Source organism: Pantoea sp. BL1 (assembly GCF_000963985.1).
GTDB classification, from domain to species: domain Bacteria; phylum Pseudomonadota; class Gammaproteobacteria; order Enterobacterales; family Enterobacteriaceae; genus Pantoea; species Pantoea rwandensis_B.
Map to the genome: position 1 here is coordinate 43,989 of NZ_JZRH01000016.1, position 26,290 is coordinate 70,278.

The 26,290-nt window shown below is 55.6% G+C and carries 27 protein-coding genes; 8 read left to right on the top strand and 19 right to left on the bottom strand.

Annotated features, from left to right (window positions below; all coding sequences use genetic code 11):
• Window positions 1-167: 167 nt before the first annotated feature.
• On the top strand, window positions 168-530 hold the full coding sequence (yacL, locus tag VH86_RS09515; RefSeq protein WP_038649027.1) for a protein YacL: 363 nt from the start codon (window positions 168-170) through the stop codon (window positions 528-530).
• Window positions 531-819: 289 nt separating this feature from the next.
• Here yacL and VH86_RS09520 read toward each other — a convergent pair whose 3' ends face one another.
• The 6 genes from VH86_RS09520 to VH86_RS09545 all read right to left on the bottom strand — a co-directional run bounded on the left by VH86_RS09520 (window position 820) and on the right by VH86_RS09545 (window position 7,796).
• Window positions 820-1,863, bottom strand: a complete 1,044-nt coding sequence (locus VH86_RS09520; RefSeq protein ID WP_045832767.1) for a cyclase family protein — start codon at window positions 1,861-1,863, stop codon at window positions 820-822.
• Complete coding sequence (locus VH86_RS09525; protein ID WP_045832768.1) at window positions 1,860-3,197, bottom strand: MFS transporter; 1,338 nt, start codon at window positions 3,195-3,197, stop codon at window positions 1,860-1,862. Before VH86_RS09525 ends, VH86_RS09520 begins: the two co-directional genes overlap by 4 nt.
• A gap of 70 nt (window positions 3,198-3,267) precedes the next feature.
• The gene (locus tag VH86_RS09530; protein WP_045832769.1) at window positions 3,268-4,587 is read right to left on the bottom strand and encodes an MFS transporter; all 1,320 of its coding nucleotides are present in this window, start codon (window positions 4,585-4,587) and stop codon (window positions 3,268-3,270) included.
• Window positions 4,588-4,737: 150 nt separating this feature from the next.
• Window positions 4,738-5,691, bottom strand: a complete 954-nt coding sequence (locus VH86_RS09535) for a phosphoglycerate dehydrogenase (RefSeq protein ID WP_045832770.1) — start codon at window positions 5,689-5,691, stop codon at window positions 4,738-4,740.
• 54 nt (window positions 5,692-5,745) lie between these two features.
• A complete protein-coding gene (locus VH86_RS09540; protein ID WP_045816812.1) occupies window positions 5,746-6,630 on the bottom strand; it encodes a dihydrodipicolinate synthase family protein in 885 nt (294 codons plus the stop codon).
• 17 nt (window positions 6,631-6,647) lie between these two features.
• Window positions 6,648-7,796 (bottom strand): iron-containing alcohol dehydrogenase, encoded by a 1,149-nt coding sequence (locus tag VH86_RS09545; RefSeq protein ID WP_045832771.1) that lies wholly within the window; start codon window positions 7,794-7,796, stop codon window positions 6,648-6,650.
• 189 nt (window positions 7,797-7,985) lie between these two features.
• On the opposite strand from VH86_RS09545, the gene VH86_RS09550 reads away from it, so the two are divergent.
• The 3 genes from VH86_RS09550 to VH86_RS09560 are packed head-to-tail and all read left to right on the top strand — an operon-like array spanning window position 7,986 to window position 10,998.
• Entirely contained in the window at window positions 7,986-9,257 is a 1,272-nt protein-coding gene (locus tag VH86_RS09550) for a four-carbon acid sugar kinase family protein (RefSeq protein WP_045832772.1), read from the top strand.
• Window positions 9,250-10,230: a D-threonate 4-phosphate dehydrogenase gene (locus VH86_RS09555; protein WP_045832773.1), complete on the top strand. Its 981-nt coding sequence runs from the start codon at window positions 9,250-9,252 to the stop codon at window positions 10,228-10,230. The genes VH86_RS09550 and VH86_RS09555 overlap by 8 nt, the downstream gene beginning before the upstream one ends.
• Window positions 10,231-10,236: 6 nt before the next feature.
• A complete protein-coding gene (locus VH86_RS09560; protein ID WP_038649008.1) occupies window positions 10,237-10,998 on the top strand; it encodes a DeoR/GlpR family DNA-binding transcription regulator in 762 nt (253 codons plus the stop codon).
• Between the two features lie 112 nt (window positions 10,999-11,110).
• Here the strand turns inward: VH86_RS09560 and speD are convergent, their stop codons facing one another.
• From speD to VH86_RS09575, 3 genes are all read right to left on the bottom strand, one after another.
• Window positions 11,111-11,920, bottom strand: coding sequence for an adenosylmethionine decarboxylase (speD, locus tag VH86_RS09565; protein WP_038649007.1), 810 nt, complete (start codon window positions 11,918-11,920; stop codon window positions 11,111-11,113).
• Window positions 11,921-11,925: 5 nt separating this feature from the next.
• Complete coding sequence (gene speE, locus VH86_RS09570) at window positions 11,926-12,789, bottom strand: polyamine aminopropyltransferase (protein ID WP_038649005.1); 864 nt, start codon at window positions 12,787-12,789, stop codon at window positions 11,926-11,928.
• A gap of 108 nt (window positions 12,790-12,897) precedes the next feature.
• Window positions 12,898-13,245 carry a YacC family pilotin-like protein gene (locus VH86_RS09575; RefSeq protein WP_045832774.1) on the bottom strand — a complete coding sequence of 116 codons (348 nt, stop codon included), beginning with the start codon at window positions 13,243-13,245 and terminating at the stop codon, window positions 12,898-12,900.
• Window positions 13,246-13,422: 177 nt separating this feature from the next.
• Between VH86_RS09575 and cueO the strand changes: the two genes are divergently transcribed.
• Window positions 13,423-15,045: a multicopper oxidase CueO gene (gene cueO, locus VH86_RS09580; RefSeq protein WP_045832775.1), complete on the top strand. Its 1,623-nt coding sequence runs from the start codon at window positions 13,423-13,425 to the stop codon at window positions 15,043-15,045.
• Window positions 15,046-15,230: 185 nt separating this feature from the next.
• Here cueO and VH86_RS09585 read toward each other — a convergent pair whose 3' ends face one another.
• Window positions 15,231-16,520, bottom strand: a complete 1,290-nt coding sequence (locus VH86_RS09585) for a cystathionine gamma-synthase family protein (RefSeq protein WP_045816818.1) — start codon at window positions 16,518-16,520, stop codon at window positions 15,231-15,233.
• Window positions 16,521-16,686: 166 nt separating this feature from the next.
• On the opposite strand from VH86_RS09585, the gene hpt reads away from it, so the two are divergent.
• From hpt to VH86_RS09600, 3 genes are all read left to right on the top strand, one after another.
• A complete protein-coding gene (gene hpt, locus VH86_RS09590) occupies window positions 16,687-17,223 on the top strand; it encodes a hypoxanthine phosphoribosyltransferase (RefSeq protein ID WP_034829567.1) in 537 nt (178 codons plus the stop codon).
• A gap of 245 nt (window positions 17,224-17,468) precedes the next feature.
• Window positions 17,469-18,392 (top strand): ABC transporter ATP-binding protein, encoded by a 924-nt coding sequence (locus tag VH86_RS09595; RefSeq protein ID WP_034829565.1) that lies wholly within the window; start codon window positions 17,469-17,471, stop codon window positions 18,390-18,392.
• On the top strand, window positions 18,389-19,159 hold the full coding sequence (locus VH86_RS09600) for an ABC transporter permease (RefSeq protein WP_034829563.1): 771 nt from the start codon (window positions 18,389-18,391) through the stop codon (window positions 19,157-19,159). Before VH86_RS09595 ends, VH86_RS09600 begins: the two co-directional genes overlap by 4 nt.
• A gap of 36 nt (window positions 19,160-19,195) precedes the next feature.
• On the opposite strand, the gene panD is transcribed toward VH86_RS09600, so the two are convergent.
• The 9 genes from panD to thpR form a co-directional block, all read right to left on the bottom strand.
• The gene (gene panD, locus VH86_RS09605; RefSeq protein WP_038648996.1) at window positions 19,196-19,576 is read right to left on the bottom strand and encodes an aspartate 1-decarboxylase; all 381 of its coding nucleotides are present in this window, start codon (window positions 19,574-19,576) and stop codon (window positions 19,196-19,198) included.
• Window positions 19,577-19,615: 39 nt separating this feature from the next.
• Entirely contained in the window at window positions 19,616-20,470 is an 855-nt protein-coding gene (gene panC / locus VH86_RS09610; RefSeq protein ID WP_038648994.1) for a pantoate--beta-alanine ligase, read from the bottom strand.
• Between the two features lie 15 nt (window positions 20,471-20,485).
• Window positions 20,486-21,280, bottom strand: coding sequence for a 3-methyl-2-oxobutanoate hydroxymethyltransferase (gene panB / locus VH86_RS09615; protein ID WP_034829555.1), 795 nt, complete (start codon window positions 21,278-21,280; stop codon window positions 20,486-20,488).
• An 82-nt stretch (window positions 21,281-21,362) separates the two neighbouring features.
• Window positions 21,363-21,848 (bottom strand): 2-amino-4-hydroxy-6-hydroxymethyldihydropteridine diphosphokinase, encoded by a 486-nt coding sequence (gene folK / locus VH86_RS09620; RefSeq protein WP_038648988.1) that lies wholly within the window; start codon window positions 21,846-21,848, stop codon window positions 21,363-21,365.
• The gene (gene pcnB, locus VH86_RS09625) at window positions 21,845-23,260 is read right to left on the bottom strand and encodes a polynucleotide adenylyltransferase PcnB (protein WP_205625007.1); all 1,416 of its coding nucleotides are present in this window, start codon (window positions 23,258-23,260) and stop codon (window positions 21,845-21,847) included. The genes folK and pcnB overlap by 4 nt, the downstream gene beginning before the upstream one ends.
• 37 nt (window positions 23,261-23,297) lie before the next feature.
• A complete protein-coding gene (gene gluQRS, locus VH86_RS09630) occupies window positions 23,298-24,233 on the bottom strand; it encodes a tRNA glutamyl-Q(34) synthetase GluQRS (RefSeq protein WP_045832776.1) in 936 nt (311 codons plus the stop codon).
• A 70-nt stretch (window positions 24,234-24,303) separates the two neighbouring features.
• On the bottom strand, window positions 24,304-24,759 hold the full coding sequence (gene dksA / locus VH86_RS09635; protein WP_034829547.1) for an RNA polymerase-binding protein DksA: 456 nt from the start codon (window positions 24,757-24,759) through the stop codon (window positions 24,304-24,306).
• A 257-nt stretch (window positions 24,760-25,016) separates the two neighbouring features.
• Window positions 25,017-25,733: a DNA/RNA nuclease SfsA gene (gene sfsA, locus VH86_RS09640; RefSeq protein ID WP_038648983.1), complete on the bottom strand. Its 717-nt coding sequence runs from the start codon at window positions 25,731-25,733 to the stop codon at window positions 25,017-25,019.
• Window positions 25,734-26,273, bottom strand: coding sequence for an RNA 2',3'-cyclic phosphodiesterase (gene thpR / locus VH86_RS09645; protein WP_045832777.1), 540 nt, complete (start codon window positions 26,271-26,273; stop codon window positions 25,734-25,736).
• Window positions 26,274-26,290 lie beyond the last annotated feature (17 nt).

Here is a 26,290-nt window from a genome sequence, read left to right on the forward strand (position 1 = left end):
GAAAAATGAGGAGGGGACGATGCGAATCGTCCCCTTTTTTATGCACTTTTTTCCTCAGGCATCACCTGGCATAATGCGAGCGCGATCCCACTTTATTCAGCGCGCTACGCACAAAATGCACCTAACCGGTGCTGCACGTCGCGCCATTAGCTACACGAGGCAAACCCATGGAGTATGAATTTCTGCGTGATTTGACCGGGCAGGTCAAAGTACGTATGTCGATGGACCACGAAGCGGTGGGGCACTGGTTCAATGAAGAGGTCAGCGATAATCTGGCCCTGCTGGATGAAGTGGAAGCGGCAGCGCGGGAAGTGAAGGGCACCATCAATCAGTGGCAGCGTGTCGGACATGAGTACACCATCTGGCTGGATGAAGAAGAGGTGATGATCCGTGCCAACCAGCTGGCGCTGGAAGATGATGGCATGGAAGAGGGCATGACCTATTACGACGAAGAGAGCCTGTCGTTTTGCGGTGTGGAAGATTTTCTGGCGGTGATTGCGGCTTATCGGCAGTTTCTCGCCGGTAAGTAAGTTGGATACACGTACATGTCGTAGTCAAAGTCTGTGACGCCAAGCTTTGCATTGTTTTCGTCGGGTGCGCATTTATGCGCACTTGGTAAATTGTGTTGCTGTTTTTTTGCTGCCGGGCTTGGTGCTCGATCCAGAAAATCCCCGCCCGTTCGCAAAGGAATCACGCATCCATGCTGATCGACCGCCACATCCATGTGGCGAACGCTTTGCTCTTCGGGCGAGGCTTCTCTGTCCTGTTGGATTGATCATCGCTTTATTTGGAGCGATCTGCCACAACTCTGCACACAACCTAAACCGTCGCCACCGGCGTGGCGGGCGAACCCACCGCGCCCGGTAAACGCAACGGTGGGGCGGTGAGCAGAAACGCATGGCGCTGGTGCTGCGCCAGCCAATCCGCCAGCGGACTGAGTAACATCAGCTCGCCGAGATACACCCCCAATCTGAACAGACATAAATCATGCAGCGGATGGGACGGATAAAAATCATCGTTCATTGGGCGTGCCGGTAAAATTTCCACCGCCGGATTATCGGCAATCAGCGCCACTACGCCGCTCTCGACGATCCAGTTGCGTAGCTGCTCATCACTGCCATCCAGACCCGCAAAGTGGCTGTTCAAAAACGTCATATCCGGCTCGCCCTGCATCGCCAGAATCGCTTCATCCATGCCGGTGCGGAAACACACCATGTCGCCCTGGCGCACCTCGATGCCATCTGCCTGGAGGATCTGCTGCAGATGCTGATAGCCAAAGGCAAACCGTTCAGTGCCGAAGTGACGTTTAATATCAATCATCACGGCGCGGCCTTGCATGCCGTGCTGCGCCACATTTTCGATGCCGAGTTTCTTCGCGCCCAAATGGCTGCCGTGATCGCAGCCGCAACCGCCGCGATAATCAGTTTCCCCAACGATATCCACATTGGCTTTATAGCCGTTGTAAAACACCATCTCTGGTTCGCCGTTGCCGTTGACGTCGAACCACTGCCCCATGTGTGCCAGGCTGTCCCACTGCGTCGAATATTGCAGTGCCAGCGTCACAGTATCATCACAGATCACATCGGTGAGCAGCGGGTTATCACGCGACAGCGGATAGGTCATATTGGCATGTTCGCCACGGCGTGTCGCATTGAGCTGAGGCGGCGGCCGACGTGGATTCATCGCCGTGCCGCCCGGTAGATCGAGCGGTAAACTCAGGCAGAAAGTTTGTCCGGTTTTTACCTCGGCTACGCCTTCCAGCACCTTTTGCGCGGTTAAAAGATTCAATCGACCGAGCTGATCGTCGGGACCAAAATCCCCCCAGGTCGCCTGTGCCGGGCGTTGCTTCCAGCGAGCATTCATACTTCTCTCCTTAAGTTGCCTTCCAGTGCTGCGGCAGATTCGGTGCCCATCGGCTGCACACGCGGCAGCCAGAAGGCGTAAATCAATGCCCCCACAACACCGATTACCCCGGCGATCTCCAGAGGGATAACAAAGGAGTGCGTGTATTGCATGATCACCCCGATCAGGATAGGCGAAATAATCCCGGCCAGATTGGCCGCCATGTTCTGGATACCGCCGATGGTGGCAACGTTAGCGCGGTTTGGCGCGACATCTGACGGCAGCGCCCACAGCGCGGCAGACGCAAAGGTGGCGGCGAAGTTGGCAAAGCAGAGTGCTGCCAGCGCCAGGCCAACAGTGGGGGAAAACGCCGCGAGACCGATGGTAGCGCTACCGAGCATGCCGCCGACCAGCGGGATCTTGCGCGCCACGCTCAGCGAGTAACCGCGACGCACCAGTGAATCGGACAGCAACCCGCCACACCAGCCGCCCACAATCGCCGCTAGTCCAGGCAGCATGCCGAGCAGGCCGAATTTCATCAGTGACAAGTGAAAGGTTTCCACCAGATAGGTTGGGAACCAGGTAAAGAAGAAGTAAGAAACGAAGTTAATGCAGATGAAGCCGGCCATCATCGCCTGTACGGCACGTTGGCCCAACAACTGGCGCACGCTCATTGGATCGCCGGTTTGTGGATCCTGGTTGGCCTCAATGAACTCCACTTCCTCACGCGTCACCGTTTTGTGATCGCGCGGATCGCGATACCACAAATACCACGCCAGCGCCCACACTACCGCCACCACGCCGGAGATGACGAAAGTCATACGCCAGCCGACCAGCGCAATCAGGAAGGAGATAATCGGAATCGCCAGCGTGCCGCCGATTTTACTGCCGTTGTTGAAAGTGGCCGCCGCGAAGCTGCGCTCCTGACGTGGGAACCAGCGTGTTACCGTTGAAGAACTGGCGGGATAACTGGGGGCTTCTACCGCGCCGAGCACAAAGCGGAAGCCCACCAGTGCGGCAATAGAACTGGCCAGGCCACAGGCGGCGGTGGCTAAACCCCAGCCAAGGCTGCTGACGGCAAAAGTGATGCGTGGACCGAGTTTATCGACCAGCCAGCCGCCGGGCAGCTGGAACAGTACATAGCTCCAGAAAAACGCCGAGAGCAATAAGCCGCTGTCTGTGGGCGAGAAGTGCAACTCCTGGCTCATAAACGGCATGGCGACACTCATGGCGGCGCGATCGATGTAGTTGATGGCGATGCCAACTGACAGCACCGTGAGAATGACGAAACGAAATTTCCCTTTCGCTTTACTTGCCTGAATTGCAGCAGGTGATCCATTGGAATTCAGCGACATGTCGCCTCCAATTGTTTTTTATTTTCTGTAGGGGAAACGCCGCATCAGGACGATGCGGCGAGTTTGGCACTTACGCGCCGCTTACCACGGAGTGTGGATGATGCGCCTGTTCCTCATCCACGATTGGTTCAACTTTACCCATCAGGAACAGGTAGTTAACAATACCGATAACCACTAATACAGCAGAGAACACCAGCGCCCAGGTGAAGTGGCCTGTCGCCCCGACGATAGCGCCGGTAATGATGGGACCCACGGCACCGCCCATGTTCGAAACGGTATTTTGCAGGCCCGCCACAATGGAGACGCTGTTCTGTGGTGCCACATCGCCTGGCAGCGCCCAGACCTGAGAAGCCGCAACGGTGGTACCCGATTTAGCGATACACAGCAGCAGCACGGTCATAAATACCGAGTCAGTGAACGGGGCAAAACCGATGCACAGTGCCATCAGCAGACCAATCGTCAGGAACAGCTTGCGCGTAGCGGTCAGCGACAGCACCTTGTTGTGCACCATGCGATCCGATGCCCAACCCGCCAGCACTTCAATCACCATGCCGCAAATCAACGGCAGTGCAGCGACCATCCCCATTTTGAGGAAATCCATGCCTTTATCTTTCACCAGGTAGGTCGGCAGCCAGGTGATAAAGAAGTATGAGGTGTAGTTGATGGTGAAGAAGCCAATGCACATTGCCCAGATATTGCGGTAGCGCAGCAACTTGTACCACTTCATCGGACGGACGCTTTTGTCGCCGTGTTTCTGCGCCTGACCATCACGGATAAAGCGCACTTCTTCATGGCTGATCGCTTTGTGATCTTCCGGGTTTTCCGAATAAATGAAGTACCAGGCAATGACCCAGAACACACCGAGTGAACCAATCACCAGGAAGGTGATGCGCCAGTCGAACATGGCGATCATAAACACGATCAGCGGCATGGCAACGGCACCGCCAAATTTCGATGCGCTGTCGAACAGGCCTGACACCGTGGCACGTTCGCGATCCGGGAACCAGCGCGCGGTGATACCCGCGTTGCTGGGGTACGCGGCGGCTTCACCGACGCCGAGCGCTAAACGCAGCGCCAGCAGTGATTTAAAGCCGGTTGCCAGGCCCATCGCCATGGTAGCAATTGACCACCAGGCTACCGCAATACCGAGACCTTTTTTCTGACCGAAGCGATCGGCGAACCAGCCCGCCGGGATCTGCAACAGCGCATAAGACCAGAAAAACGCTGCCATGATAAAGCCCATCATCTCGGGATTGATGTCGAGCTCTTTGATCAAATGCGGGGCAGCCGCAGAGAGTACGGTACGGTCAATATAGTTAATGGCGATTGCCAGCCACATCAGGCCAGCAATCCACCAGCGAATGCGGGTAGAGCGAGAGGTGTTGTTCATAATATTTTTTCACCTTCCCGGCGTCCTTCGTGCGATAGCGGCGATGACGGCCATCATTTATCCCACTCGTCGGGGGTAAATGACCTTATCACTGGCTACAGCATTCATGACTGGGGATTAAAATTTGGATTAAGTAGGGTTTTGAGAAAATTAATCCAGCCCGTTCATAACATTTGTCGGGCGCTCGCCCTGTTTAATGCACTGCACAATCTGCGCGACGCAGCGTTCACCAATCGCGCTGATGGCGCCGTCGGTGTAACCCGCGATATGCGAAGTGGGGATAAAGTTGCTGAGCGTGAACAGCGGATGTTCCGCCAGCGGTTCCTGCTCGAAGACATCGGCAGCGGCACCGGCGATGACGTTATCCAGCAGCGCCTGATACAAATCTTGTTCGTTGACGATGCCACCGCGAGAGGCATTGATCAGGAAAGCGCTCTTCTTCATGCGCTTGATACGCGCAGCATCGAACAGATTTTGGGTTTTATCGGTGAGCGGCTTGTGCAACGTGATGAAATCGCTGCTTTCGGTCAACTGATCGAGGCTGACGAATTCGATGCCATGTTCGGCGGCAAATTTTTCATCCGGATAAAAATCGAACGCAATCACGCGCATATTGAAGCCTTTGGCACGCAGCGCGACCTGTTTACCGATATTCCCGAGGCCGATAATACCCAGCGTTTTGCCATACACATCGGTGGCAAAGATGCGCGGCCAGTTGCCGGCACGGGTTTCAATGGCGGCCTGCGTGATCTGACGCGCGCTGTTGAGGATCAGGGCAAAGGCGAAATCGGCCACGGCATGTTTGTTGGCATCTGGCACATTGGTGACGTAAATGCCGCGTGCGCGGGTGGCATCCAGATTGATGTTGTCGACGCCGACGCCATGCTTACACACGATCTTCAGCTGAGGCGCTTGCGCCAGCAGTGCTTCGTTCACATCGGTGAAGGCAACGATCATCGCCACGGTCTCGGCCAGATGCGGTTCCAGCGCGCTGAGCGGTGCATCGGCGGGCAGCGTGATCAGCTCAAAACCATGCTGTTGCAGGGTGTTGATAGGTGCAGCGTCGTATTTGGCGAAAGACGGTGAAGTACAGATAACTTTCATAGCGTTTCCCAATCCTGGTGTTGGAGCGGGCAGCAAAGGCTGCCCAATCGGTCTTTACTGCAGATACTGATTCACGATCTGGCGGATCTTCTGCTCTTCTTCGGCAGAGAAGCTCACCGCATAGCGGCTGTTACCCACATCTGAACCCAGCAGTGAAACGGCTTTCTTCACGGTAGCGGGCGGGAAACCGACGCTGTAGAGATCGGTACGCAGGCCAGTAATGTTTTCCTGCGCCTGACGCGAGCCTTCAATATCACCCGCGTGGAAACGTGCCCAAATGGCGTTGATCTCTTTCGGTGCCACGTTGGCGAGACCCGAAATACAGGCGGTGCAGCCTTCTACAAAACCACGATGGATCAGCGAATCTGGACCGGTCAGCACGTTGAAGTTCTCCATGCCTTCCGCAGCCTTAAGGAAACCGCTCAGACTTTCATAGCTGCCCGCGCTGTCTTTAATGCCGATGATGTTGGGATGCGAAGCCAACGCACGCACGGTTTCCGGCTGCAAAGTGTTGCCGGTGCGCGCAGGGATGTTGTACAGATACAGCGGCACTTCAATCGCATCCGCTACCGCGCGGTAGTGCGCAATCAACTCTTCCTGCTTCAGCGGCACGAAATACGGGGTGATCACTGAAACCGCATCCACGCCCAGTTTGGCGACTTGCTTGCCGAGACGGATGGTTTCACGGGTGGAAATTTCACCGATGTGTGCCACCACTGGCGCCGCGCCGTTCACTTCGTCCACGCAGGTTTCAGTGACCGCTAATTTCTCCTGCTCGTTGAGCACAAAGAACTCACCGTTGGTGCCGCCGCAGAAGATGCCGTTGCCGGCGCTAAGCTGACGTTGTACCTGCAGGCGCTGAGCCGCGGGATTAAATGCACCTTCACTGTCAAAGGTGGTGACGATGGCGGTTAATACGCCCTGAATTTTCTTGCTCATGATGCCCTCATTAATCCTTAGTGATTCAAAGCCGGAAAGAGTGTCAGGTAGACGTTTCGTACGTCATCGGCGCTCACTTTCATCGGTACATTCTTCATCAGGCGCTGCACGTCGAGCGCGGCTTCAACCAGATACGGCAGATGATCCGGGCCGATGCCCAGTTCTTCGAGGCTGGCAGGCAGTTTGAGACGTTTCACCAGCGCGGCGAAATACTCCACCAGCGCGTGCGATTTCGCCTCTTCATCCAGTGAGGTATCGGCGTCCGGCAGCAGATCGTAGGCCTGCGCGAATTTGCTCACGGCAGCGGGGCGCACAAAGCGCATGCACGGTGCCAGCAAAATGGCGTTCGCCACACCGTGCGGCAGGTGATATTTGCCGCCCAGCGGATAGGACATCGCATGCACCAGATGGGTGCCTGCGTGGGCAATCGATGCGCCACCGTAATAAGAGGCCCACAGCATGTTGAGGCGCGCTTCGAGGTTGCCTGGTTCAGCAATCGTGGTTTCAAGGCTGGCAAACAGCTTTTTCATGCCGATCAGCGCATAGTTATCACTCACCGGATTGGACACGGTGGCGGTAAAGCACTCGATCAGATGACACAGTGCATCAATACCCGTCGAAGAGGCGATATGCGGCGGCATGCTGGTGGTCAGTTCGGGCACCAGTGCGACATAATCGGGCAGCATAATCGGAGTGATGATGCCGACTTTGGTCTCTTTCTCTGGGATCGCCAGGATCGCGTTCGGCGTGGCTTCGGAGCCCGTACCGGCAGTCGTCGGGATCAACAGTGACGTGGTGCGGGTCAGGGGTTTCTCACCGGCGAGCAGGGCATCCAGTATCGGCGCACCGTCAACGCACAGAATGGACAGCAGTTTGGCGACATCCAACACGCTGCCACCGCCCACGCCAATCACCAGATCAATGTCGGTTGAGGGTAACGCGGCCACAATGGCGGCGACATCGTGCTGGCTCGGCTCGGGTGGCACGCTGTTCACAATGCTCAAACTGCTGATCTGCTGCTTCAGCTGCGCGATCAGCGACTGAACCGCTGGAATGCCTTCGATATTTTTATCGGTTACCAGAAGCGCTTTTTCTTTACCCTGCAGCAAATAGCTGAGGTCATTAAGCGCCTGAAAGCCACTGATCACGGTGCTGTTGATATTCATTTCATACCCTTATCGCGGTTTTTTCGTACTAAATGATTAACTTTGCTCATTCAGTGCGGGTTCTGTCACTACAGTGCCTAAATTTATAGGGCAAATTGATTTCAAATAATTTGATCTTGCTCACATATAATCAATCGTGATTGAATATAATCAATCTCAACACGGCGTGCTGCCGGCAGAGGAGAGAGAATGACTTCACAGCCATGGAAAACACCCGTCTTAGTGATTGCGGATGATTTTACCGGTGCCAATGACGCTGGTAGCGGGTTGGCACGTGCGGGTGCAAAGGTGCATGTGTTGTTTGATAGCCGCACGCCATACGATGCTAACAGCGCCGATGTGCTGGTCATCAGCACCGACAGCCGTGCAGTCAGCGCGTCAGAAGCCGCGCATCGTACAACGCTAGCATTACAGCAGCATCAGGCGATTGCCCAGGATGGCTGGCTGTTCAAAAAGATTGATTCCACGCTACGTGGCAATCCGGGCGCAGAGATAGAAGCGGCGTTACACGCCAGCGGAAAAACCTTAGCGCTGGTGGTGCCCGCAGTGCCGAAACTGGGCCGCACCACGCGTGAAGGTGAAGTATGGATCAATATGCAGCGTCTGACGGACACCGAATTTGCCAGCGACCCGAAAACCCCGGTGACCAGTAGCCATGTGTTAACCCGCCTGCATATGCAGAGTGATCTGGCCGGTGAAACCCTGGATTTGGCGACGGTGCGCAGTGGCAAGCTGGCACAAGTGCTCGCCAGTAAGCAGGGCCTGGTGGTGCTGGATGCCGAGCAGGATGCTGACATTGCGGTGATCGTGGCGGCGGCGGCGAGTTTATCCACACGGCCCCTGCTGGCCGGCGCTTCCGGATTGGGTGATGCCCTGGGCGAATATCTGGCGGCGCGTCCGGCCAGGCCGGTGCTGGCAGTGGTGGGTTCCATGAGCGCCATCGCGCAGCAGCAAATCGCCCACCTTGCGAACCAACGTGACATTCGCATTATCGATATTGATATCCGTCAGCTGTTTGCTCAGCCCGCGTGGCCGCAGGCTGTCGAGTGGCAGCAGGCGATGCAACAGGCCCTATGCGACGGCGCACACTGCGTGGTGCGCACCACACAGCATGCAGAGCAACGCCATGAGATTGAACAGCTGTGTCAGCAACATCAGGTGTCACGCCAGGAGCTGGGAGAACGCATCTGCCACTTCCTCGCCCAATTGACCCAGAACGTTTGCCGCCAGGCCTTGCCTGCCGGGTTGTATCTTTCGGGCGGCGACGTGGCGATTGCCGTCGCACAGGCGCTCGGCGCCAGTGGTTTTCAGATTCAGGGCCTGGTGGCGGGCTGTGTGCCGCACGGGGTTCTGCTAAATAGCGAATTACACCTGCCGGTGATGACCAAAGCGGGTGGCTTTGGTGACGAAAACACCCTGGTAGAAGCCATCCGTTTCATTGAGGAGAAGTCGAGTGAATAAAATTATTGCGGTGACCATGGGCGATCCGGCGGGCATCAGCCCGGAGATTATCATTAAAGCGTTAGCGGAAGGCGACCTGGCGGGGATCCCGGCGGTGGTGGTCGGCTGTGCCAGCACGCTGCGTCGGGTGAGGGGATTGAACATTACGCCGCAGGCAGAATTACGCGTGCTGGATAACGTCAAAGACGCGCATTTCGCACCGGGCATCATCAACGTTATCGATGAACCGCTGGCCAATCCTGAAGCGTTAAAACCAGGCGTGGTGCAGAAAGAAGCCGGTGATTTGGCCTGGCGCTGTGTGAAACGCGCCACCGAACTGGCACTGGCCGGTGAAGTGCACGCGATCGCGACAGCTCCACTCAATAAAGAAGCACTGCACTCAGCAGGGCACATTTATCCGGGACACACCGAACTGCTGGCGCAACTGACCAACACGAAAAACTACGCCATGGTGCTGTACACCGATCATTTGAAGGTGATCCACGTCACGACGCATATCGCGCTGCGTAAGTTCCTCGACACCCTGAATGGCGATCGTATCCAGACGGTGATCGGCATGGCGGATACCTTCCTGCGCCGCGTCGGTTTCGACAAGCCGCGCATTGCCGTAGCCGGGGTGAATCCGCATGCGGGCGAAAATGGCCTGTTTGGTGACGAAGAGATCACCACCGTGGCACCGGCGATCAAAGTGATGAAAGAGCAGGGTATCGATGTTTATGGCCCGTGCCCGCCGGATACGGTGTTCCTGCAGTGTCAGCAAGGTCAGTACGATATGGTGGTGGCGATGTATCACGACCAGGGGCACATCCCTCTGAAATTGTTAGGCTTTTATGATGGCGTCAATATCACCGCTGGCCTGCCGTTTATCCGTACTTCCGCGGACCACGGTACGGCGTTTGATATCGCCTGGACAGGTAAAGCGAACTCTGCGAGCATGGCGATCTCCATTAAACTCGCGATGCAGCTAGCATAGGGAAATATGAAGGGACAAAGCCGTCTCGACCAGATTATGGACTATCTGAAAAGTCATAATCTGGTCACTGTAGAACAGCTGGTGAGTGCGATCTCGGCTTCACCGGCGACGATCCGCCGCGATCTGATCAAGCTCGACAAGGAAGGCGTCATTAGCCGCAGCCATGGCGGAGTGACGCTCAATCGTTTTATTCCTGCGCAGCCGACCACGCTGGAAAAAATGCAGCGTAATCTGGCAGAGAAGCAGGCCATCGCGCAGTTTGCCGCCAGCTATGTGCAGTCGGGTGACTCCGTCGTGCTGGATGCTGGCACCACCATGCTGGAACTGGCGCGCCAGCTCACGCATCTGCAACTGCGAGTCATCACCGCCGACCTGCATATCGCGCTGTTCCTGTCTGAATTCAAGCAGATTGAAACCACCATTATTGGTGGCCGTATTGATGACTCCAGTCAGTCTTGTATTGGTGAGCATGGCCGACGCCTGCTGCGCGGTATCAATCCGGATATCGCGTTTGTCAGCTGTAACTCGTGGAGTATCGAACGCGGTATTACCACGCCGACGGAAGATAAAGCCGGTCTGAAGATGGATCTGCTGGCGAATGCACGCCGCCGCATCTTGCTGGCGGACAGCAGTAAATACGGTTCCTGGTCGCTGTACTGCGCCGCGCCGATTGATAGTTTGACCGATGTGGTGACGGATGCGCGTCTCGACGACGCAGTTTGTCGCGCTTTGCGTGAGCGTGGCATTGGTTTGCAGCTGACAGCCTGATGCAACAAGGTCGCCATCAATGGCGACCCTTCAGCAAGAGATATAACCCAGTGCTAGCCCTGCAACGACACTTGCTTGCGCAGGCTGCGCATCGGGCGTTAATCGCCGCCCACTACGATAGCTTCAATCCCGTCGCCGGAATATTACGGCCGTAGTAGATTTCACGCATCTCTTTCCACAGCAGATTGGTGATGCGCTTGTGCTCCTGCGGGCTGAGCTCTTCAGGCCTGGTATTGAACAGGTAATATTTCAGGTCAAATTCCTTCAGTAACATCTTGGTGTGAAAGATATTTTCCTGATAGACGTTCACATCCACCATGTCGTACATCGACTTCATATCCTCGGACATAAAGTTCTGAATCGAATTGATCTCGTGATCGATAAAGTGCTTTAGGCCATTCACATCGCGGGTAAAACCACGCACACGATAATCAATGGTAACGATGTCAGATTCCAGTTGGTGAATCAGGTAATTCAGTGCCTTAAGCGGCGAAATCACTCCACAGGTGGAGACTTCGATATCGGCGCGGAAGGTGCACAATCCCCCCTCAGGATGGCTTTCTGGATAGGTGTGCACACAAATATGGCTTTTATCCAGATGCGCCACCACCGAATTGGGCAGCGGACCCGGATGCTCAGATTTGTCGATATCCTGCGGGTTGATCGGCTCTTCGCTGACCAGAATCGTGACGCTGGCACCCTGCGGTTCATAATCCTGACGCGCGATGTTCAGCACGTTGGCACCAATGATAGAGCAGGTTTCAGTCAGGATTTCGGTGAGGCGATTCGCATTATATTGCTCATCAATATAGGCGATGTAGCCATCACGTTCGGCTTCGCTGTTAGCGTAGCAAATATCGTAAATACAAAAACTCAGGCTCTTCGTCAGATTATTGAAGCCGTGTAGTTTCAGCTTTTGCAATTTCGTCACTCCTCACACGACAAGGCATTCAGCAGATATTGCGGTAAGGCAAAGCTACCGACATGAATCGCGGGATTGTAGTAGCGGCAGCGCAGGCCAGCGTCATCAAAGCGTGATTGCAGGGTGGCTGCATCCCACTGGCGTAGTGTCTCGTTGTCGCTTGCCCAGGCAAACGTCATGATACCGCCGTAATAGGTGGGGACCGCCGCCTGATAAAAGCTGACGTCAGAGAAGTAGTGGCTGAGTTTGCGATGGCTGTTGATCGCTTCTTCCTGCTGCAGGAAACAGACGCCGTTCTGTGCCACAAAGATTCCGCCGGGATTTAGCGCCTGTTTACAGCCCGCATAGAATTCGGAGGTAAACAGACTTTCGCCGGGACCGATGGGATCGGTGCAATCGGAAATAATGACGTCGAACTTATCTTGCGTCTGGGTGACGTAATTCACACCATCATCAATCACCAGGTTCAGACGCGGATCGTCATAGGCACCGGCGCTGTGATTGGGCAGATACGTCTTGCAAAAACTCACCACGCCGGCGTCGATCTCAACCATGGTGATCTGTTCAATCGTTTGGTGACGTGAGACCTCGCGCAGCATGGCGCCATCGCCACCGCCAATGATCAGCACGCGTTTCGCCTTGCCGTGCGCCAGGATTGGCACGTGGGTCATCATTTCGTGGTAGATGAACTCATCGCGCTCGGTGGTTTGCACTACACCGTCCAGCGCCATGACACGACCAAAAGCGGCATTTTCAAAGATCACCAGATCCTGATGCGCCGTTTTGTCGCGATAGAGCAGTTTATCTACCGTGAAATACTGTCCAAATCCGGCATGAAGCGTCTCATACCACATTTCATTCTGGGCCATGATGGGGCTCTCCTCGAATGTCATCGCCATGAAATTAGGGGAAAAAGCATAGCGAAATATGACCGTGGTTGCACGGTCAAATCTTCAGCAGCAGAGCGGGATGGCGGGCTATTTGACGTAAGCGAGCAGACTCAGCGAGTCACGTGCCAGCGACTTACACTTCTTGTCATTGGTAATGGCGATACCGCTCAAATCTTTGTAACTCTCTTCGCCGAGCGACTTCATGTTGTAGTTGCTGTAATTACTCAGATCCCAGCGGTTCTGCTGGGCAAAAAACACCAGCGCTTTGCGAATTTGCGCATCGGGCAGATCCTGATAGCCACAATCGTTCTTCAGGTAAACAAACACCGCGGTCAGATCGGCCAGATCTTCTGCTTCGGATTCGCTCAGGGCAAAACTGGTGGAGGAGAAGCCAAAGAGTCCCGCCAGCAGCAGGATCTTGATGCTTTTCGTCATAATCATTCTCAACAAGGGGCAGTGAATTGACGTTAGCACAGTTATTGCAGGGATTCCGCTAAATTTGCCTAAATGGGGCATTCCCACGGTTTTTATCAGCGCATTCTGTTAAGGGGCTTGACCCTCCCGCAGGGTAAAGGTTTACGCTGTGCCCTTATTCACGACAAGGATAAGAATATGCAACGTCGTCATTTTCTAAAGTTGACCGCCGCACTCAGCGCGGCAGGTGCGCTGCCGTTGTGGAGCCGTTCATTAATGGCGGCTACGCGCCCGCTGTTACCGATCCCCTCTATTTTGCAGCCCGATGCACGCGGAGCGTACACGCTTACCGCGATGAGTGGCACCAGCCAATGGAACGGCAAATCCGTCCCGACGTGGGGCTATAACGGCAGTCTGCTCGGCCCGGCACTGCGGTTGCCGCGCGAGAAAGCCGTTACGGTGAATATTCATAATCGGCTGGCGGAAGCAACGACACTGCACTGGCACGGTCTGGAAATTCCCGGCGATGTCGATGGTGGGCCGCAAGCACTGATTGCGCCCGGTGCTTCACGTCAGGTGACCTTTACGCCCGATCAACCGGCTGCCACCTGTTGGTTCCATCCGCATCAGCATGGCAAAACCGGCTATCAGGTGGCGCAGGGGCTGGCGGGATTGGTGCTGTTAGAGGACGAGGATTCCGGCAAATTGCGTCTGCCGATGCAGTGGGGCGAAGATGACGTGCCGCTGATCTTCCAGGATAAACAGCTGACCCAGGACGGCACAAAAATCGATTACCAACTCGACATCATGCGCGCGGCGGTGGGCTGGTTTGGTGACATGATGTTAACCAACGGCGTGCAGTATCCGCAGCAAGCGGTGCCACGCGGTTGGCTGCGACTGCGTCTGTTGAACGGCTGCAATGCCCGCTCGCTGGATATCGCCACCAGTGATAAGCGCCCGATGTACGTGATTGCCAGCGATGGCGGTTTGCTGGCCGAGCCGGTAAAAGTGGATAGCCTGCCGCTGCTGCCTGGCGAGCGTTTCGAAGTGATGATTGATACCTCAGACGGCAAAACCTTCGACATGGTGACGCTGCCAGTCACGCAGATGGGCATGACGCTGGCCCCCTTTGATCAACCCTTGCCGCTGGTGCAAATTCTGCCACTGCGCGTGATGGCGAGTGGTTCTATGCCGGATAAGCTGGTGGATCTGCCGCCGTTACCATCAGTGGAAGGCGTGCAAAGCCGCTGGCTACAACTGATGATGGATCCGCAACTGGATCAACAAGGCATGCAGGTGCTGATGGATCGTTACGGTCATCAAGCCATGGCCGAGATGAAAATGGATCACGGCAGCATGGACTCGAAGGACGGGGCGATGCAGATGGATCATGGCAGCATGAAAATGAGCGGCGGCGCCATGACGATGGACCATGGCAGCATGCCGATGGTTCACGGAAAAACGGCGGCTTATGATTTCCATAACGGCAATAAAATCAACGGCCAGGCGTTTAATATGACTAAGCCAATGTTCAATGCCGAACTGGGTAAGCTGGAAAAATGGACCATTTCTGGTGAGGGTGACGCCATGCTGCATCCGTTCCACATTCATGGCACCCAGTTCCGCATCCTGTCAGAAAACGGCAAGCCGCCAGCGCCGCATCGTGCTGGCTGGAAAGATATGGTGAGCGTGAACGGCTGGCGCAGTGAAGTGCTGGTGCGCTTTAACTACGTTGCCAATGCGGAGAACGCCTATATGGCGCATTGTCATCTGCTGGAGCATGAAGATACCGGCATGATGCTGGGCTTTACCGTCAGCTAAGTGATTGCCGTACTGCAGCGAAGCGAAAACAGCTTCGCTGCAGGGGATTGAGCAACACAAGGGCATAAGCGGCGTATTTTAATGCTCAGCATCAGGGTGCAAACGTGGACATCGGGCAGCCTTATCCTGCTGTCCGATGTGTAATCAACGCCGCCATTCACTCAATGAGCGTGCCGGGCAAGGGATTAGGCCTGAGCCGCTTCCAGTGCCAGCCGGATATCCTCAATCAAATCATCAGCATGTTCGATACCAATCGATAAACGTACCGTGGCATCGGTAATGCCAATACGCTGGCGTACCTCCTGCGGCACGCCGGAATGGGTGGTGCTGCCCGGATGGCTGGCGAGTGATTCGGTACCGCCCAGGCTCACGGCCAGTTTAAACAACGCAAGGGCATTGAGAAAACGAAACGCTGCCGGCTGGCCACCTTTGATATCAAAAGAGAACGTGGAACCTGCGCCGCTGCATTGTCGCTGGAAGGTTTCTCCCGCGGAGCTGTCCGCATCGAGATAGGGCAGCCAGTGCAGTTTTTCCACCTGCGGGTTATCGCGTAAAAACGCGGCGACTTTTTCTGCATTGCTGGCGGCTTTCTCCATCCTCAACGACAGCGTTTCCAGCGATCGTCCAATCATCCAACTGGAGTGCGGATCAAGCTGGGTGCCGATGGCACTGCGCAGCGATCGCACCTTGCTCACCAGCGCTTTGCTACCCAGCACCGCACCGGCAATCAGATCCGAATGGCCGCCGACATATTTGGTGAGCGAGTAGAGCGACAAGTCTGCACCGTGCTGCAAAGGGCGTTGAAACAGCGGGCCGAGCAAGGTGTTATCGCAGGCGAGAATTGGGCGCGAACCTTGCTGCTGGGTGATCACATCTGCCACCTGCTTCATCAGCTGAATATCCACCAGGCTGTTGGTCGGGTTGGCCGGCGTCTCAATCAGAATCAGGGCTACACGACCGCGCTGCCACGCCAGTTTGGCTGCTTCATACACTTTGTCTTCATCGGTGCCATCGCTGAAGCCCACGGCTTTAATCTCTAAATCGTGCAGCGTTTTGCTTAGCAACGTTTCAGTGCCGCCGTACAGCGGTTGCGAATGCAAAATCACTTCACCTGGCCGCGCAAACGCCAGCAGCGTGGTCGCAATGGCCGACATTCCGGAGGAGAACAGCGCGGCACTTTCTGCCTGTTCATAGATGGCCAATCGATCTTCCACAATCTCGCTGTTGGGATGGTTAAAGCGTGAGTAAACCAGCCCACCGCTCTTGCCCTCCGGCGGCTGCTTGCGTCCGGCAACGAAATCAAAAAAGTCCTGTCCCTCTTCGGCGCTGTTGAACACAAAGGTCGAAGTCAGGAATACAGGAGGTTTGACTGCGCCCTCCGATAGCCGCGGATCGTAACCGTAGTTAAGCATCTGCGTTTCCGGATGCAGATCGTGGGTGCCGATCTGTGTTTTTTTACTGGATGAAGCGGCCATAGGATCTCCAGAGATTACCGGTGAGAGTGCGGGAGGGTTTTCTGTAGTTAAGGTCAGCGCAATAAATTTTGCCACGGTATCGTTTGCGTTCTGTGCGCGGCGTTAGAGGTTGGTTCGACTATGATAGACTTCGTGGCTTTCTGAAAACCTTAACCAGGCGAATGCAATGAAACACACCGTCGACGTGATGATCTCTGAGCAGGAGATTGCAACCCGTATTGCCGAACTGGGCAAGCAGATTAGCGAACACTACCGCAGCAGCGGCAGCGAAATGGTGTTGGTGGGTCTGCTGCGTGGCTCCTTTATGTTTATGGCCGATCTTTGCCGTGCCATCGATGTCCCGCATGAAGTCGACTTTATGACCGCCTCCAGCTATGGCAGCGGTATGTCATCGACCCGCGACGTGAAAATCCTGAAAGATCTGGATGAGGACATTCGCGGCAAAGACGTGCTGATCGTGGAAGACATCATCGATTCCGGCAATACGCTGAGCAAAGTGCGCGAGATCCTGCGCCTGCGCGAGCCAAAATCACTGGCCATCTGCACCTTGCTGGATAAGCCAGAGCGCCGTGAAGTGGACGTCACCGTGGAATACGTTGGCTTCACCATTCCCGATGAGTTCGTGGTCGGCTTTGGTATCGACTACGCGCAGCGCTATCGTCATCTGCCGTATATTGGCAAAGTTATCCCGACCGGTGAATAACCGCACAATCTTCCAAGGCTAATCCCGCCAGCCTGCGATAAGATGCGCAGCCCGCGAGTCATTGACTAACGGGCTGCGCTTGCGTTCCCCTGCCGCATGCAGAGTGGTAAAGTGTCGCGGGTTATCGCTCAGCGCTTCATCTTTGATTTTTCACTCGTTATCTCTGAATAACCCCGCATGCTCGGCGTGAGCGCACTATCATTTCATAGGGCTTTGATGTCACTACAACAGGGTATGGATTCGCAATGACTTATGCACTGGAACTTTCCGGGCTCACCAAAACCTATCCCGGCGGCGTTCAGGCGCTGAAGAAGCTTGATCTCAACGTTGAGGCAGGCGATTTTTACGCACTGCTCGGGCCAAACGGCGCGGGTAAATCGACCACTATCGGCATCATCAGTTCGCTGGTGAATAAATCCGGCGGCAGCGTGCGGGTGTTTGGCTATGACCTGGAAAAAGACGTGGTCAATGCGAAACGCCAGCTGGGTCTGGTTCCGCAAGAGTTCAACTTTAACCCGTTTGAAACCGTGATGCAGATTGTGGTCAATCAGGCAGGTTATTACGGCGTGGAGCGAGCTGAAGCCAACAAGCGCGCGGAAAAATACCTTAACCAGCTCGACCTATGGGGCAAACGCAACGAGCGTGCACGCATGCTGTCGGGCGGGATGAAACGCCGTTTGATGATCGCCCGTGCGCTGATGCACGAGCCAAAACTGCTGATTCTGGATGAACCGACCGCAGGCGTCGATATCGAACTACGTCGTTCAATGTGGACCTTCCTAAAAGATCTCAACATCAAAGGCACCACCATTATTCTCACCACGCACTACCTGGAAGAGGCAGAAATGCTGTGCCGCAATATCGGCATTATTCAGAGCGGTGAGCTGGTGGAAAACACCTCGATGAAAGGCCTGCTGTCGAAGCTGCAATCGGAAACCTTCATCCTCGATCTGGCGCCGCGCAGCCCGCTGCCGCAGCTGGAAGGCTTCCAGTATCGTCTGGTGGATACCTCTACGCTGGAAGTGGAAGTGATGCGTGAGCAGGGGCTCAACAGCGTGTTCAGCCAGCTGAGTGCGCAGGGCGTGCAGGTGCTGAGTATGCGTAACAAAGCGAACCGCCTTGAAGAGCTGTTCGTCAGCCTGACCCAGGGTAAAGGAGTGAAAGCATGACACATTTATACTGGGTGGCGCTCAAGAGTATCTGGGCCAAGGAGATCAACCGTTTTGCCCGCATCTGGATTCAGACGCTGGTGCCACCGGTGATCACCATGACGCTCTATTTCATCATCTTCGGTAATCTGATTGGTTCACGCATCGGCGATATGCATGGCTTCAGCTATATGCAGTTCATCGTGCCGGGCCTGATCATGATGGCGGTGATCACTAACGCTTACGCCAACGTGGCCTCTTCGTTCTTCAGCGCTAAATTCCAGCGTAATATTGAAGAGCTGCTGGTGGCGCCGGTGCCCACGCACATCATTATCGCTGGTTATGTCGGTGGTGGTGTGGCGCGTGGTGTGTGCGTCGGCATTCTGGTGACGGCAATTTCACTGTTCTTTGTGCCGTTCCACGTGCATTCCTGGTCAATGGTGGCCCTGACGCTGTTGCTGACTGCGATTCTGTTCTCGCTGGCTGGCCTGCTGAATGCGGTGTTTGCGCGTACCTTTGACGATATCAGCTTGATCCCCACCTTCGTGCTGACGCCGTTAACCTATCTCGGAGGCGTGTTCTATTCGCTGACGCTGCTGCCGCCGTTCTGGCAGGCGGTGTCGAAATTGAACCCGGTGGTATATATGATCAGTGGATTCCGCTACGGTTTCCTCGGCATCAATGATGTGCCGCTGGTGTTTACCCTGTCAGTGCTGATTGCCTTTATCGTGGTGTTTTACGTACTGGTGTATGCGTTGATTCAGCGCGGTCGCGGATTGCGTACTTAAGTTTTACGGGGGCGGCTAATGGCCGCCCCCGTTGTATCAAGCCACCTGAACCGGCAACGCTTTGGCGATGCGTTTCATGTCGTTGTCGCCTTCGAAATAAGCGACTTTCGGCTGCCAGCTACGGGCGACTTCATCTTCCACCTGCACATACGAGCAGATGATCATGATGTCACCTTCACAGGCACAACGGGCGGCGGCACCGTTGACGGAGATGATCTTCGACCCACGCTCAGCGGCAATCGCGTAGGTCGAGAAGCGCTGACCGTTGGTGACGTTATAAATGTCGATGGCTTCGTATTGCAGAATGCCGGACGCATCAAGAAAATCCTGGTCGATGGCGCAGGAGCCTTCGTAGTGCAAATCTGCCTGAGTGACTTTCACGCGGTGCAGTTTGCCCTGTAACACGGTACGAATCATAACGAATAACCTTGTTAAGCTGCGATTAAACGACGGAGATTACTCCGTCAGATCCACTTGCTGATTATCGATCAGGCGCGCATTGCCCAGCCAGGCGGCCATCAGAATGACGGCGCGCTGGCTATCAACCGTCAGCGGCTGCAGATTGTCGGCATCGCAAATGGCCAGGCCATCAGGGCGGAAACCTTTCTCACGCAATGCGGCCTCGGCCGTTTCGATAATCTCTTCAACATGGCGCTCGCCGTTATTCAGACGCTCGGCCATGCTGTTCATCACCTGGCTCAGACCGGCGGCGATCGCGCGCTCTTCGCTGGTGAGGTAGCCGTTACGTGAACTCAATGCCAAACCATCTTGCGCGCGCACGGTCGGTACACCAACAATCTCGATATCGAAGCCCATATCAGCCACCATCTTGCGAATAATGGCTAGCTGCTGGAAATCCTTCTCGCCAAAACAGGCGATATCGGGCTGCACCAAATTGAACAGTTTACTCACGATGGTGGAAACACCGCGGAAGTGACCAGGGCGGCTGGCACCTTCCAGCAGTGATGATAACCCGGGGACTTCAACGAAGGTTTGGCTATCCAGCCCTTTGGGATAAACATCCGCTGGCGCTGGGGCAAATACCAAATCGACGCTGTGGCGATTAAGCTTTTCGCAATCATCCTGCAAGGTGCGAGGATAGCGCGCCAGGTCATCGGCGCGTTCAAACTGCATCGGGTTGACGAAAATCGAGACCACCACGATATCGGCTCGCTCGCGCGCTTCATCCACCAACGTCAAGTGGCCGTCATGCAGGTTACCCATGGTGGGCACCAGCGCGATACGTTTGCCTTCCTGCCGCCAGCGACGAATTTCTCGGCGCAGCATCGGCAGCGATTCAATAATCAGCACTGCAAATCTCCTGATTTACTGGAAACTGTGTTCGGCGGCAGGGTAGATGCCCGCCTCAACGTCGGCAATATACTGGCGAATTGCCGCGCGAATGTCGCCGGTTTCCGCGAGGAAATTTTTGGCAAATTTTGGAATATGACCGCCGGTAATACCAAAGGCATCGTGCATCACCAGAATCTGTCCATCGGTGACGTTGCCCGCACCAATACCGATGACCGGAATGCTCAACGCTTTGGTGATACGCTCTGCCAGCGCCACCGGCACACACTCCAGCACCATCAATTGTGCTCCAGCGGCTTCCAGCGCCAGTGCATCGGCCAGCAAACGCTCAGCGCCCGCTTCATCACGGCCCTGCACCTTGTAGCCGCCAAAGATGTTCACTGACTGCGGCGTCAGGCCCAGATGACCACAGACCGGCACGGCGCGCTCGGTGAGCATACGCACGGTGTCTGCCAGCCATTCACCGCCTTCCAGCTTCACCATGTTGGCACCGGCACGCATCAGTTGAGCGGCGTTATCGAAGGTTTGCTGCGGAGTGGCGTAACTCATAAACGGCAGGTCAGCCATCACCAGCGCATTCGGCGCGCCACGGCGCACGGCAGCGGTGTGATAAGCGATATCCGCCACGGTGACAGGTAATGTGGATTCATGGCCTTGCACGGTCATGCCAAGGGAGTCGCCAATCAGCATCACCTGAATGCCTTCATCGGCAAACAGGCGGGCAAAGCTAAAATCGTAGGCCGTCAGGGTGGCAAATTTGCGGCCACTGGCTTTGAGCTGGCGTAGATGGGTGATGGTTGTCGGTTTCATCGCACACTCCAGAGTTTTCTGATGCGCGCAGTGTACTGGATTGATTGAAAAGGCGATACGACCGTAGTGCGATTATTGCCGCCTACTCAGACCACAAGCGGATGGTGCTGCGATCCAGCGTGGCGAGGATGCCGGTCAGTGGCTGACCGTTGGGCAAGCGCAGGCCTGGCGCGATTTCCAGCAGCGGTACCAGCATAAACGCGCGGTTGTGCATGTCGTAGTGCGGCACGGTGAGGCGTGGGGTGTGAATCGTCTGCTGACCAAACAGCATGATGTCGATATCGAGGGTGCGTGGTCCCCAGCGCTCCGCTTTGCGCACGCGCCCATGCTCCAGCTCGATACGTTGCGTATGATCGAGCAAGGCTTCAGCTTCCAGCGTGGTGTCCAGTGCGACCACCGCATTCAGGTAATCAGGCTGGTCTGGCGGGCCATACGGTGGCGTGCGGTACAGTGAAGACGTTGCAACGCGCGAGGTGTGTGGTATCGCATCAAGTGCGGCCAGCGCTGCATCAACTTGATGCAGCGGATCGGCCAGATTACTGCCTAATGCGAGGTAAACACGAATCATGATGCGCTATTGGTATCGCGGCGTGGGCCGGTTGGACGACGGCGCGGGCGACGCGGTTTGCGACGCGGTGCCACTGGATCATCGCCCAGCGTGTTCATCATGGTTTTCTGCTCGACCGGAGCCGCCGCCTGGAACTCGCCCCACCAATGGGTCAGGCTTTGCAGTTCGCGGTTGTTTTCCACATCGGCTCGCAGCGCCAGCAGATCATAAGCGGCACGGAATTTAGGATGCTCCATCAGCTTCCAGGCGCGTTTGCCATGACGACGCGACATGCGCAGCTGCAGCTGCCAGATATCGCGAATCAGGGTAGTGATACGCTTAGGAATCGCCAGCGCACGGCAGGCTTCATCCAGCGTTTCATTCATCGAGAGCGCAAAGGCGTCGTAATAGGTCAGTCCGCTTTCCTGCGCAATGCGTTGGGCCGATTCCAGCTGCGGATACCAGAACATCGCGGCAAACAGGAAGGCCGGATTGACGCGCATATCGTTCTGAATGCGGTTGTCGGTGTTCTTCAGCACCTGCGCCAGCATTTTCTCCATCAGGCTGTCGCTCTCGGCAGTGAAGCCACGCGTCAGGGTAGGGAACAGCGGCTGGAACAGATGGTACTCGCGCATCATCTGATAGGTACGGAATCCGTAACCGGCTTGCAGTAGTTTGAGGGATTCTTCGAACAGACGCGCAGGCGGGATGTCATTAAGCAGCGTCGCCAGGCGCGGAATCGGCTCGGCAGTTTCCGCGGCAATGCGCATCTCCAGCTTGGCGGCAAAACGCACCACGCGCAGCATACGTACCGGATCTTCGCGGTAACGCGTTTCCGGATCGCCAATCAGTCGGATCACGCCGTCTTCCAGATCCTGCAACCCACCCACGTAATCACGTACGGAGAAATCCGCCACGCTGTAATACAGACTATTGATGGTGAGATCGCGGCGCTGCGCATCATCTTCGATGCTGCCAAAAATGTTATCACGCAGCAGCATGCCGTTCTGGCCGCGCTGTGAATTGTTGCGATCGTCTTCCGCTTCTTCCTGGTGATGACCACGGAAGGTCGCGACTTCGATCACTTCAGGACCGAACATCACATGCGCCAGGCGGAAACGACGGCCCACGAGGCGGCAGTTGCGGAATAGTTTACGCATCTGCTCAGGCGTGGCGTTAGTGGTGATATCAAAGTCTTTTGGCTTCTTACCCAGCAGCAAATCGCGCACGCCGCCGCCTACCAGGTAAGCTTCGAAACCGGCTTTATTCAGGCGATACAGCACTTTAAGGGCGTTTTCGCTGATATCTTTGCGTGAGATGTTATGGCTTTCACGGGGAATGACGGTCATCAGACTTTCAGTTTCCACCTCTTCAGGCGCTTCCTCGTCACGCTTGAGGACTCTCCGGCAAAAATTTGCGACTCGGGTAAAAATGGGACACCTCGACAGTGATAAAAAGGGTGTTAATAAATCAGCGGCTAATCATAGCCTGTTGCGAACCATTTAGGAATGGCGATGTCGCCTCATCCGCTATTCGCGCGTTCTGTTGTGGGATCAGTTGGATACTCCACCGAGCCACTGCGTGCTTCAGTAATTGCTCCGTGGTGGCATCTTGCCAACCCTCCAGTACCGGTTGACCCAACAAACGCAACGCGTGCACCAGCAATGGACGTGCATCCCCCGCGGGTAAAGCGGGCGCATGATTCTGTTTTGAGAGTTTATTACCGTCGTCATTGATGGCCAGCGGCAGGTGCAGATAAGCCGGCACCGGCCAGCCGAACTGCTGGTAGAGCGCGATTTGACGCACCGTGGGTTCGATCAAATCTGCCCCACGAACGATTTCCGTTACACCCTGAAAATGGTCATCCACCACCACCGCCAGGTTGTAAGCAAACAGCCCATCCCGACGATGGATAATAGAGTCCTCTTCCGCCAGCGAGGGTTCGGCGGCTAAGTGACCACGCAGGCGATCGTCAAAGCCATACACCGGCCGATGCTGACGCAAACGCAGCGCGGCGTTTTCTGCGGGGAGATGCAATTCCCGGCAGTGGCCGTCATAGAATCCCCCGAGCTGCTGAATACGACTGCGCGTGCAGGTGCAGAAGTAGCTTTGACGATGCTGTTGCAGCCAGCTCAGCGCTTCCCGGTAGGCATCATGGCGCTGCGACTGCCATAACACGTCGCCATCCCAATGCAGGCCATAGTGTTCCAGCTGTTGCAGGATGCGCGTGGCTGCGCCTGCCACTTCCCGTGGTGGATCGATATCTTCAATGCGCACCAGCCAGCGGCCTTGTTGCGCACGTGCGCTCAGATAGCTGCCTAATGCGGCTATCAGCGAACCAAAATGCAGATCACCAGAAGGAGAGGGGGCGAAGCGCCCAACACAGGAGGAGAGGAGTGCGGTCATTTTGAGGTGCACCGCACGTCGGGAAAACAGTGGTTTTCCCGGCAGTGCGGCGACAGTCTGCTCACGGCCATTAGCCTGCCATCTGCTTCTCGCGGATTTCAGCCAGCGTTTTGCAGTCAATGCAGAGATCGGCGGTCGGACGCGCTTCAAGGCGACGAATACCAATTTCTACACCACAAGAATCACAGTAGCCGAAATCGTCGTCATCCACTTTCTTCAGCGTTTTTTCGATCTTTTTGATCAGTTTACGCTCACGATCGCGGTTACGTAATTCCAGGCTGAACTCTTCTTCCTGTGCGGCACGGTCTACCGGATCCGGGAAGTTAGCAGCTTCGTCCTGCATATGTGACACAGTGCGGTCTACTTCATCCCGAAGTTGGTTGCGCCAGGCTTCCAGAATCTTGCGGAAATGGCTCAGTTGGGCGTCGTTCATATACTCTTCGCCCGGTTTCACCTGATACGGCTCCACACCAGCGATGGCGAGGATACTCAGGGACGATGTTTTACGGTTTTGCCCTTCTTGCATGTTGTTTCTCCTGGATAACACGCCCTTCCCGTCATACTTCAGGTTGCATGTGCATTGGCTAAATGACCACCGACTGCCTGCAACGCGAATTATTAAGGGGTATATCGATTCCCATCAGGGAAAAAACAGGCCGCTATAAATAGCAGAAGCAGTCAAGGTTGGCAATTATTCATATTCGCACCTTGACAAGCCTGTGAGGAACAGCGTATTTAGCGCACCGCCCAGAACATTCCTATCACAGCAAATTGCTATAAATATTACAACTCTGCGTTAATCGTCACGGCGACGGGCTGAGTGAGTAACATTTGAGCAGGTGAAATCTGAGCCTGATACGCCAACACTTCCACTCCACAGCGTTGAGCCTGTCCCAGTAGTTCTGCGTAGTGTGCGTCGATATGGCGCGCCGGGGAGACGTCCTCAATCCCCGTATGCAGAACGGCGAACAACAAAACAGCTCGATGACCCTCTGCCGCGATAGTACTGAGTTCGCGCAGATGCTTCTGTCCCCGAGCCGTCACCGCATCCGGAAAAAAGCCTTTACCCTGCTGTAAAAGGGTGACGGACTTGACTTCAATATAGCAGTTTGATCTGCCCTCCGCTTGCAGCAGGAAGTCAATTCGGCTTTTTTCCGTACCGTATTTCACTTCAGGTTGGCAGTGGCTGTAAGCGGACAATTCTGGAATCGCGTCAAGGGTTAAGGCTTCACGCACCAGTTGATTGGCTCTGAGGGTGTTCACACAGATCCAGTGGCCTTGTTGCGTCTCGGTCAGTTCCCAGCTGTGCGGATACTTGCGCGTGGTGCTGTCTGAAGTGGAATACCACACGGTATCACCCGGTGTGGCGCAGCCGGTCATCGCGCCGGTGTTGGCGCAGTGAATGGTCAGTGTCTCACCCTCTGGTGTCACGACATCGGCAAGAAAGCGCTTATAGCGCGCGATAAGACGAGCGGGTTTTAGCGGTGGATCAAACTGCATTCAGGCTCCTGACGAAGGGGGCAATGGCCAGCGCGCCAGCCGCCGATAGCGGGTGCGTCCCTGACTAAAAGTCGATGAGAACAGCGCAAAGTCACTGACATCGTAGCGCCAGTGAAAGCCGCGCGGTGGTAAGGCCACTTTTTGTGTGGCGTGGCGCAACAGGGTGATATGCGGATGAAAAGGCTGCGCACTCTGCGCGCAGCCGTGTCGTGCCGCCTGAGCACGCAGCAAGCTGGCTAACTGCAACAAGCCACGCGGCGCACGTTGGCAGCCAAGCCACACGACGCCAGGACGCGGCCAGTGTCCCGCATCATCCAAATCCAGGCTAAAACCGGGCTGGACAATGCGCGAAGCTAACTGCTGTAACTGCTGCGAGGTCTCAGCACTGACATCCCCCAGAAACGCCAGCGTCAGATGTAGATTGGCGGCGGCCACCGGTTTTCCTGCCTCCTCTGCAAAGTGATCTGCGCGCCACTGTACCAGCTGTTGCTGGAGCGGCGCGGGCAGTTCGAGGGCAAAAAACAGACGTTGTATCGACATGGTGACGTGGCCGTTGA

Bases quoted from the DNA above. Each gene is read 5' to 3' on its own strand.
- yacL (WP_038649027.1), top strand. From the start codon at position 168: ATGGAGTATGAATTTCTGCGTGATTTGACCGGGCAGGTCAAAGTACGT.
- VH86_RS09520 (WP_045832767.1), bottom strand. From the start codon at position 1,863: ATGAATGCTCGCTGGAAGCAACGCCCGGCACAGGCGACCTGGGGGGAT.
- VH86_RS09525 (WP_045832768.1), bottom strand. From the start codon at position 3,197: ATGTCGCTGAATTCCAATGGATCACCTGCTGCAATTCAGGCAAGTAAA.
- VH86_RS09530 (WP_045832769.1), bottom strand. From the start codon at position 4,587: ATGAACAACACCTCTCGCTCTACCCGCATTCGCTGGTGGATTGCTGGC.
- VH86_RS09535 (WP_045832770.1), bottom strand. From the start codon at position 5,691: ATGAAAGTTATCTGTACTTCACCGTCTTTCGCCAAATACGACGCTGCA.
- VH86_RS09540 (WP_045816812.1), bottom strand. From the start codon at position 6,630: ATGAGCAAGAAAATTCAGGGCGTATTAACCGCCATCGTCACCACCTTT.
- VH86_RS09545 (WP_045832771.1), bottom strand. From the start codon at position 7,796: ATGAATATCAACAGCACCGTGATCAGTGGCTTTCAGGCGCTTAATGAC.
- VH86_RS09550 (WP_045832772.1), top strand. From the start codon at position 7,986: ATGACTTCACAGCCATGGAAAACACCCGTCTTAGTGATTGCGGATGAT.
- VH86_RS09560 (WP_038649008.1), top strand. From the start codon at position 10,237: ATGAAGGGACAAAGCCGTCTCGACCAGATTATGGACTATCTGAAAAGT.
- speE (WP_038649005.1), bottom strand. From the start codon at position 12,789: ATGGCCCAGAATGAAATGTGGTATGAGACGCTTCATGCCGGATTTGGA.
- VH86_RS09575 (WP_045832774.1), bottom strand. From the start codon at position 13,245: ATGACGAAAAGCATCAAGATCCTGCTGCTGGCGGGACTCTTTGGCTTC.
- cueO (WP_045832775.1), top strand. From the start codon at position 13,423: ATGCAACGTCGTCATTTTCTAAAGTTGACCGCCGCACTCAGCGCGGCA.
- VH86_RS09585 (WP_045816818.1), bottom strand. From the start codon at position 16,520: ATGGCCGCTTCATCCAGTAAAAAAACACAGATCGGCACCCACGATCTG.
- hpt (WP_034829567.1), top strand. From the start codon at position 16,687: ATGAAACACACCGTCGACGTGATGATCTCTGAGCAGGAGATTGCAACC.
- VH86_RS09595 (WP_034829565.1), top strand. From the start codon at position 17,469: ATGACTTATGCACTGGAACTTTCCGGGCTCACCAAAACCTATCCCGGC.
- VH86_RS09600 (WP_034829563.1), top strand. From the start codon at position 18,389: ATGACACATTTATACTGGGTGGCGCTCAAGAGTATCTGGGCCAAGGAG.
- panD (WP_038648996.1), bottom strand. From the start codon at position 19,576: ATGATTCGTACCGTGTTACAGGGCAAACTGCACCGCGTGAAAGTCACT.
- panB (WP_034829555.1), bottom strand. From the start codon at position 21,280: ATGAAACCGACAACCATCACCCATCTACGCCAGCTCAAAGCCAGTGGC.
- folK (WP_038648988.1), bottom strand. From the start codon at position 21,848: ATGATTCGTGTTTACCTCGCATTAGGCAGTAATCTGGCCGATCCGCTG.
- gluQRS (WP_045832776.1), bottom strand. From the start codon at position 24,233: ATGACCGCACTCCTCTCCTCCTGTGTTGGGCGCTTCGCCCCCTCTCCT.
- dksA (WP_034829547.1), bottom strand. From the start codon at position 24,759: ATGCAAGAAGGGCAAAACCGTAAAACATCGTCCCTGAGTATCCTCGCC.
- sfsA (WP_038648983.1), bottom strand. From the start codon at position 25,733: ATGCAGTTTGATCCACCGCTAAAACCCGCTCGTCTTATCGCGCGCTAT.
- thpR (WP_045832777.1), bottom strand. From the start codon at position 26,273: ATGTCGATACAACGTCTGTTTTTTGCCCTCGAACTGCCCGCGCCGCTC.